Below are 6,379 nucleotides of genomic sequence, written 5' to 3'. Positions count from 1 at the left end.
ACTTGGTCGTCTCGAAGGATCACGCGATGGCCGCCTCCTATCTACGCAACACGCCCATCACGGGCAAGTCGTACACCACTCCAGTGGACGCAACCCCGGCCGCAGCGCAACCGTCCCACGTCGATTGCTTCGCGACCCAGCACACGGGAGGCGCCGACAGCGACCGGCGGCAGCGTTCCTCGATCGCGGTGCACCTGGTGGCGCTGTGTGCGCGCATCGAGCGCGGCATCCCCGCCGGACAGGTGCAGCGATTGCGCCAGCGCGTCAGCGCCAGCGTCCTGCCCATACTCGGCATGGACGACTGGCCCCTGCTCACGCCGCCTGATCACTACGGGGAACTGACCGTCCCGGTGCTGCGGAACCTGCCTGACGACGAGTTTGTCCCGAGCCTCGCGGACTGGCCGGGCTGCGTCTGGTCCGCCTGGGAGCACCAACACGGCACAGTCCGGGTGTGGACCGACGCCCTGTTGGACGCCGGGTGATATTGGGCGCCCGGCCGCGCTCCATGGAATACCGGTCCTCACAGGTCCGTCGCCGCGGCCCCGCCGGGTCCGCCAAGGTCCGGCAGGCAGTGGACGGGCCACCGTACGTCCAGACCATCGTCGACCCCTCGACGCGTTGCCTTGGAGGCCACATGAGCCTGATCATCTGCCCTGGATGCGGCCTGGCCCACACCGACCGAGGCCTGCCGGCTGCGCCCGACCGGGCGGCGACGGGGGAGTGCGCGGCCGAGGCCGGGGTGGTGCAGGCCGCGTTCTACGCACCGGACCTGCTGGGCTGCAGGCAATATGTCGTCGATGCGTACGCGTGCCTGCATGCCGACCCGAGCACCCGGATCGGGGTGCAGACCACCGCGCTCTGCCTGATGACCATGGACCTCTACCTGGAGTGCGGGCAGCCGGTCTCGGAGGGGTCGATCATGCACCAGGAGATGATGCGGACCCGTCCGAACATCTTCACCCCCCTGGCGACACCGGATCTCGATGGAGTCCTGACACACCGGCACCTGCTCGAAGCGCCACCCAGCCAGTACGCGGCCCTGGCCGCAGAGTGGGCTCGCTCGGTGTGGGACGCCTGGTCGGACCATCACGCCCAGGTCCGGGCCTGGAACCATCTGCTCGTCCCGCACCGGGTCACCGGGCGTCCGGCGTGAACGAACGGCGTGTCCCGCGCGATGGATGTGAATTCATCCCCGCTGCCGGCCAGGGCCTCAACGTGATCTAGCGAGGAATCCCGGTCCTTCAGGGCCGGGAGGAATCGCGTCACGCGCCTGGACGTTTTTGGCTTTCGATGTATTCGCGGATGACGGTGAGGGGCGCTCCGCCGCATGATCCGGCGAAGTACGACGGTGACCACAGGTGGCCGTGCATGATGTGCCGGTTGATCCGGCCGGTGAACTCCTGCCGCAGGTAGTGCGCGGACACGCCCTTGAGTCGGTTGACCAGGGTCGAGATCGGCAGTTTCGGCGGGTAGTGGACGAGCAGGTGGACGTGGTCGTCTTCGCCGTTGAATTCCCGCAGTTGCGCGCCGAGTTTGTCGCACACGTCGGCCATGATCTGCCCGCACCGGGTGAGCATGGCGTCGTTGAACACGTCCCGCCGGTACTTGGTGACGAAGACAAGATGAACGTGCAGGTTGTAGACGAGACTACGACCACGGCGAACGTCCGGGTCTGGAGTCCATCGTGGTGACATAGACGAGATGGTACACTGTGGACGTGAAGATCGTGGTGCAGGTTCGGCTGTACCCGGACGTCGCCCAGGAGGCGGCGCTTCGGGCGACGCTGGACATGTGCAACGAGGCCGCGAACCTTGCCTCGGCTGAGGCATTCCAGCGACGGGTCTACGCGAAGCAAGCGCTTCAGCGACTCACCTACGGCCGCCTGAAGGCGATGGGCCTGTCGGCCCAGCCGGCGATCCACGTTGCCCGCAAGGTTGCCGGTGCGTACGCCACCCTGAAAGCCAACATCCGTGCCGGCAATCTCGGCCAGGCGGGGTCGAAACGCCGCCGCAAGGCCGAGTCGAAGCCGATCGGGTTCCGCCGCGACGCCGCGCAACCGTTCGACGACCGCTGCCTGTCCTGGCAGATGCAGACCCGCACAATCTCCATCTGGACCACGGCGGGCCGACAAGCCGGCATCCGCTTCGGCTGCTCAGAGCAGCAGTATGCAACCCTGGTGGCGCACCGGCGGGGCGAGTCCGACCTGGTGTGCCGCGACGGCAAGTGGTTCCTGTACGCCACGTGCGACATCCCGGATGTCGAGGTGAAAGAGCCTGACGGGTTCCTCGGTGTTGACCTGGGCATCGCGAACATCGCCACCACCAACGACGGCACCCGACACAGCGGCAAGGGCTTGAACCGGGTGCGCCACCGTAACCAGCGGCTGCGGGCCAAACTTCAGCGCGTCGGCACCAAATCGGCCAAGCGGCTGCTGAAGGCCCGCCGGCGTAAGGAAGCCCGGTTCGCGGCCGATACGAACCATCGCATCGCCAAGCAGATCGTGACCGAGGCTGAACGCACCGGCTGCGGTATCGCCCTGGAGAACCTCACGGGCATCCGCGACCGGGTACGGCTCCGACGGCCCCAGCGGGTCACTCTGCACTCGTGGGCGTTCCACCAACTCGGCCAGTTCATCGCCTACAAAGCGACCCGGTCCGGGATAGCTCTCGTTCACGTGGACCCGGGGTACACCTCGCAGGGCTGCTCCGCCTGCGGGCACATCGCCAAAGCCAACCGCCCCAACCAAACCACCTTCCGATGCACGTCCTGCGGCTTCGCTGAGCACGCCGACGTGAACGCAGCCCGCAACATCGCCACACGCGGTGCTACGGACTGGGCAGCAGTCAGCCTGCCGCACGCGGCGTGACCGATGCAGCCAGCACCGACCACGATCTGCAAGCTCGGCCCCTTCAGGGCCGAGAAGCTGACAGAGGGAGGGAAGCCCGCCTCGGCCGGTAGTCGCCCACTCCCATGAATCGCACGTACCCCGCCGCCGGGACTTCGAAGCCATCCAACGACACGCTGGGTTAGTGCAGGTCGCGGCACGTCGCGCCACCGATGTCCGCTCGTCGACCGTCCGGACGCCGTCCGCCTGTGTCGGGCCCCCGCACGCCGCTCATGTTGCGATCGAGCCCTCTTCGTCGATGTCTGTAACGACAGTAGCCAGCACCGGCACGGGCGCAGGCAGGAACAGACCCGATAAGGAGTCTCGATGGGTATTCGTCGACCGCTCGCGCTCGGGACGGCGGTGGCCTTGGTTCTCGCAGTCAGTCCTTCGGTCGCCTCGGCCGTCGTTGACGTCGGCTCGCCGGGGATCGACCGGGTTGATACCCGCCGTACGACACAACCCGTGCGGCCCACCGACAGTCAGTTGGCGGCGGTGCGCGAGCTGGTTGCCGGCGCCGGCGCCGGCACGCGGGTCAGCTGGGACGGCCGGTTCGGTACGCCTCGCACGATCCGCAAGGACGGTGGCTGGCTCACCGGGCCGCGCCCGGGAGATTCCGTGTCAGTGGCCCGGGCCTTCATCGACGCCAACCGCGATGCGTTCGGCCTCACCGCGGCGGATGTCGCGTCGCTGACTGTCGTGCGGGACCACGAGCTGGTCGGTACCGGCACACATGTGGTGAACTTCGCGCAGACCTACGCGGGCCTGCCCGCCGTGCGCGGCGGGCGTCTCGGCGTGGCCGTGGCCAGCGATGGGCGGGTCCTCTCCTACGCCGGCAATTCCGCGCGCGGCGGGGCGTTGCTCGCGACACACACGCTTTCCGCGGCCCAGGTGCTGGAAGGTCTGGCCGGCAAGCTGGCCCCCGGTCTGGTCTACACGGCTCAGCCGGTTGGTGACCGGGCCGGCTTCCAGGTGTTCGCCAAGGGCCCCTTCGCCGCCGAGTCCTATGTCCAGAAGTCGGCGTTCCCCACCCGCGATGGCGCCCGGCCCGCCTACCGGGTGCTGTTCATCAAGGCCCTCGACGAGGCCTGGGACACGGTTGTTGACGCGGCGACCGGCGAGACGCTGTACCAGGCGTCGCTGGTCGCGCACGACGCCGAGGGCGCCGTCTACGAGAACTACCCGGGAGCCCCGGCCGGCGGCAGCCCGGTCATCAAATCCTTCGGGCCGACCGCCCAGTCTCCCTCCGGGTACGTCGACCCGACCGGGCTGACGGGCCTGGCGGGCCCGACGACGTTCGGCAACAACGCGAACACGTACGCCAACTACTCGAACTTCCTGGTTCCCGCCGACCAGGGGCCCCGGCCGGTGAGCCCGACGGCCCAGTTCAACTACCCCTACGAGGCGAACTGGGCGCGCAGCAAGGGCCAGTCCGTGCCGCCGTCCTACGCCCTCGATCTCAACCCGGCGGCGACCAACCTGTTCTGGCACCACAACCGCATCCACGACGAGTTCCGCGCGTTGGGCTTCACCGAGTCCGCCGGCAACTTCCAGGTCGACAACGGCGGCAACGGCGGGCAGGGCGGCGACCCGGTCCTGGGGCTGGTCCACGCCGGCGCGGCCACCGGGGGCGCACCCACCTACACCGGCCGGGACAACGCCTACATGCTCACCCTGCCCGACGGCATCCCCGCCTGGAGCGGGATGTTCCTGTGGGAGCCGATCAACGACAGCTTTGAAGGACCGTACGCGGACGGCAACTTCGACGCTTCCGTCATCGAGCACGAGTACGCGCATGGGCTGTCCAACCGGTACGTCAGCGGCGAGGACAACGCCCTCAACACCCACCAGTCCGGCTCCATGGGGGAGGGCTGGGGCGACTGGTACGCGCTGAACCATCTCTACGGCAGCAAGCTCGCCACCACCGCCGTGGTCGGCCAGTACGCCACCGGCAACACCGAACGCGGCATCCGCAACTGGAGCTACGACCAGAACCCCACCGGCTACGGCGACCTCGGATACGACCTGGGCGGCCCCGAGGTCCACTCCGACGGAGAGATCTGGACCGCCACCCTGTGGGACATGCGCAAGGCCCTCGTCGCCCGCTACGGCGAGACCACCGGCGGTGAGATGGCCGCCCGGATGATCACCGACGCGATGCCGCTGTCCCCGGCGGACCCGTCCTTCATCGACATGCGCGACGCCATCCGCACCGCCCTGGACAACCGCTACCACAGCCGCTCCGACTACGCCGCGCTCGTGGACGTCGTCTTCGGCGCGTTCGCCAAGCGGGGCCTGGGCCTGCACGCCGCCAGCGACGGCGGCGACGACACCGACCCCACCCCCTCGTACGAGCAGGTGAACCCGGCCGGTAACGGCACCCTGACCGGCACCGTCGTCAACGCCGCCACCGGCAAGCCGATCCCCGGCGCGAGGATCATGCTCGGCGTGTTCGAAGCGCGGGTCACGCCGCTGCGGACCTCGTCCGCGGACGGCGGCTTCTCCGCACCCGTCACCGCCGGCACCTATCCGGTGACGATCGCGGCTGACGGGTTCGGCGCCCGGACCTTCCCGGGTGTCAAGGTCACCGCCGGCAAGACCTCGGCGTTGCGGTTCGCCCTGCCGCCCAACCTGGCCTCGGCCGCCAACGGCGCCACCGTCGTCTCCGCCACCGCGACCGGCGCCGGGCGACTGATCGACGACACCGAGGCCAGCAGCTGGAAGGCCAGCGCGGGAACCGGGAACGCGGTGATCAAACTGGCCGCCCCGGCGCAGATCACGTCGGTCCAGGTCAGCGCCTTCGCCACCGCCCGATTCGAGGGACTGCGCGGGTTCACCCTGCAGACCTCCACCGACGGGACGAACTGGCAGACCGTCCTGACCAAGGCCGACGGGTTCGGCTACCAGACGCCCCGACCCACCGCGCCCGACCTGCACTACAAGCAGTTCACCCTGCCCAAGCCGGTGCAGGCGCAGTACGTGCGGTTCTGGACCGACAGTGCGCTCGGCGAAACCAAGACGGACGTGCAAACCGCCGAGCTGCAGGTGTTCTCGCAGACCGCCACCGGGGTCGAGCCGCTGCCGCCGTCACCGCCGGACGCGCCGGTGACCGAGACCGGACTGATCATCACGGGCAACCCGTCCACCGGCACGGCCGACGACGCCACGGGCGTGACCGCCACCGCCTTCAAGACCGCCTGCGCGGTGCCCGTGGCGCCGGCGCAGGGCGCGGACGGCTGGGTCACCAAGCTGCCGGACAGCTTCGGCGACGGCGCCCACGAGGCCTACGTACACAGCGACACCGCCACCCCGTACGACTTCGACCTGTACTTCTACGACGAGTCGTGCACCCTGCTCGGCTCGGCGGCCTCCTCCGCCGCCGACGAGTCCGGCACGATCCCCAGCGGCACCCGGTACGTCCTCAGCCAGCTGTGGCTGGGCACCGCGGTGCCGTTCACCCTCACCGCGACCGACACCAGATGACCTGACCACAGG

Annotated in this window: 5 protein-coding genes; 4 read left to right on the top strand and 1 reads right to left on the bottom strand. The window is 69.1% G+C overall.

What is annotated here, in order from left to right; translation table 11 throughout:
• Window positions 1-482: DUF5946 family protein (locus ACGFI9_RS05360; RefSeq protein ID WP_393175174.1), on the top strand; the 482-nt coding region annotated here is incomplete at its 5' end.
• Between the two features lie 152 nt (window positions 483-634).
• Entirely contained in the window at window positions 635-1,153 is a 519-nt protein-coding gene (locus ACGFI9_RS05355; protein WP_393175172.1) for a DUF5946 family protein, read from the top strand.
• 109 nt (window positions 1,154-1,262) lie between these two features.
• Here the strand turns inward: ACGFI9_RS05355 and tnpA are convergent, their stop codons facing one another.
• Window positions 1,263-1,694, bottom strand: a complete 432-nt coding sequence (tnpA, locus tag ACGFI9_RS05350) for an IS200/IS605 family transposase (RefSeq protein ID WP_393175170.1) — start codon at window positions 1,692-1,694, stop codon at window positions 1,263-1,265.
• Window positions 1,695-1,717: 23 nt separating this feature from the next.
• Between tnpA and ACGFI9_RS05345 the strand changes: the two genes are divergently transcribed.
• A complete protein-coding gene (locus tag ACGFI9_RS05345) occupies window positions 1,718-2,866 on the top strand; it encodes an RNA-guided endonuclease InsQ/TnpB family protein (RefSeq protein ID WP_393175168.1) in 1,149 nt (382 codons plus the stop codon).
• Between the two features lie 483 nt (window positions 2,867-3,349).
• Window positions 3,350-6,367: a M36 family metallopeptidase gene (locus ACGFI9_RS05340; RefSeq protein WP_393175166.1), complete on the top strand. Its 3,018-nt coding sequence runs from the start codon at window positions 3,350-3,352 to the stop codon at window positions 6,365-6,367.
• Window positions 6,368-6,379 lie beyond the last annotated feature (12 nt).

This window comes from Micromonospora sp. NPDC048930 (genome assembly GCF_043197935.1).
Lineage (GTDB): Bacteria > Actinomycetota > Actinomycetes > Mycobacteriales > Micromonosporaceae > Micromonospora.
This window is presented reverse-complemented; position numbering and strand designations above follow the sequence as displayed.

Bases quoted from the DNA above. Each gene is read 5' to 3' on its own strand.
- ACGFI9_RS05355 (WP_393175172.1), top strand. From the start codon at position 635: ATGAGCCTGATCATCTGCCCTGGATGCGGCCTGGCCCACACCGACCGA.
- tnpA (WP_393175170.1), bottom strand. From the start codon at position 1,694: ATGTCACCACGATGGACTCCAGACCCGGACGTTCGCCGTGGTCGTAGT.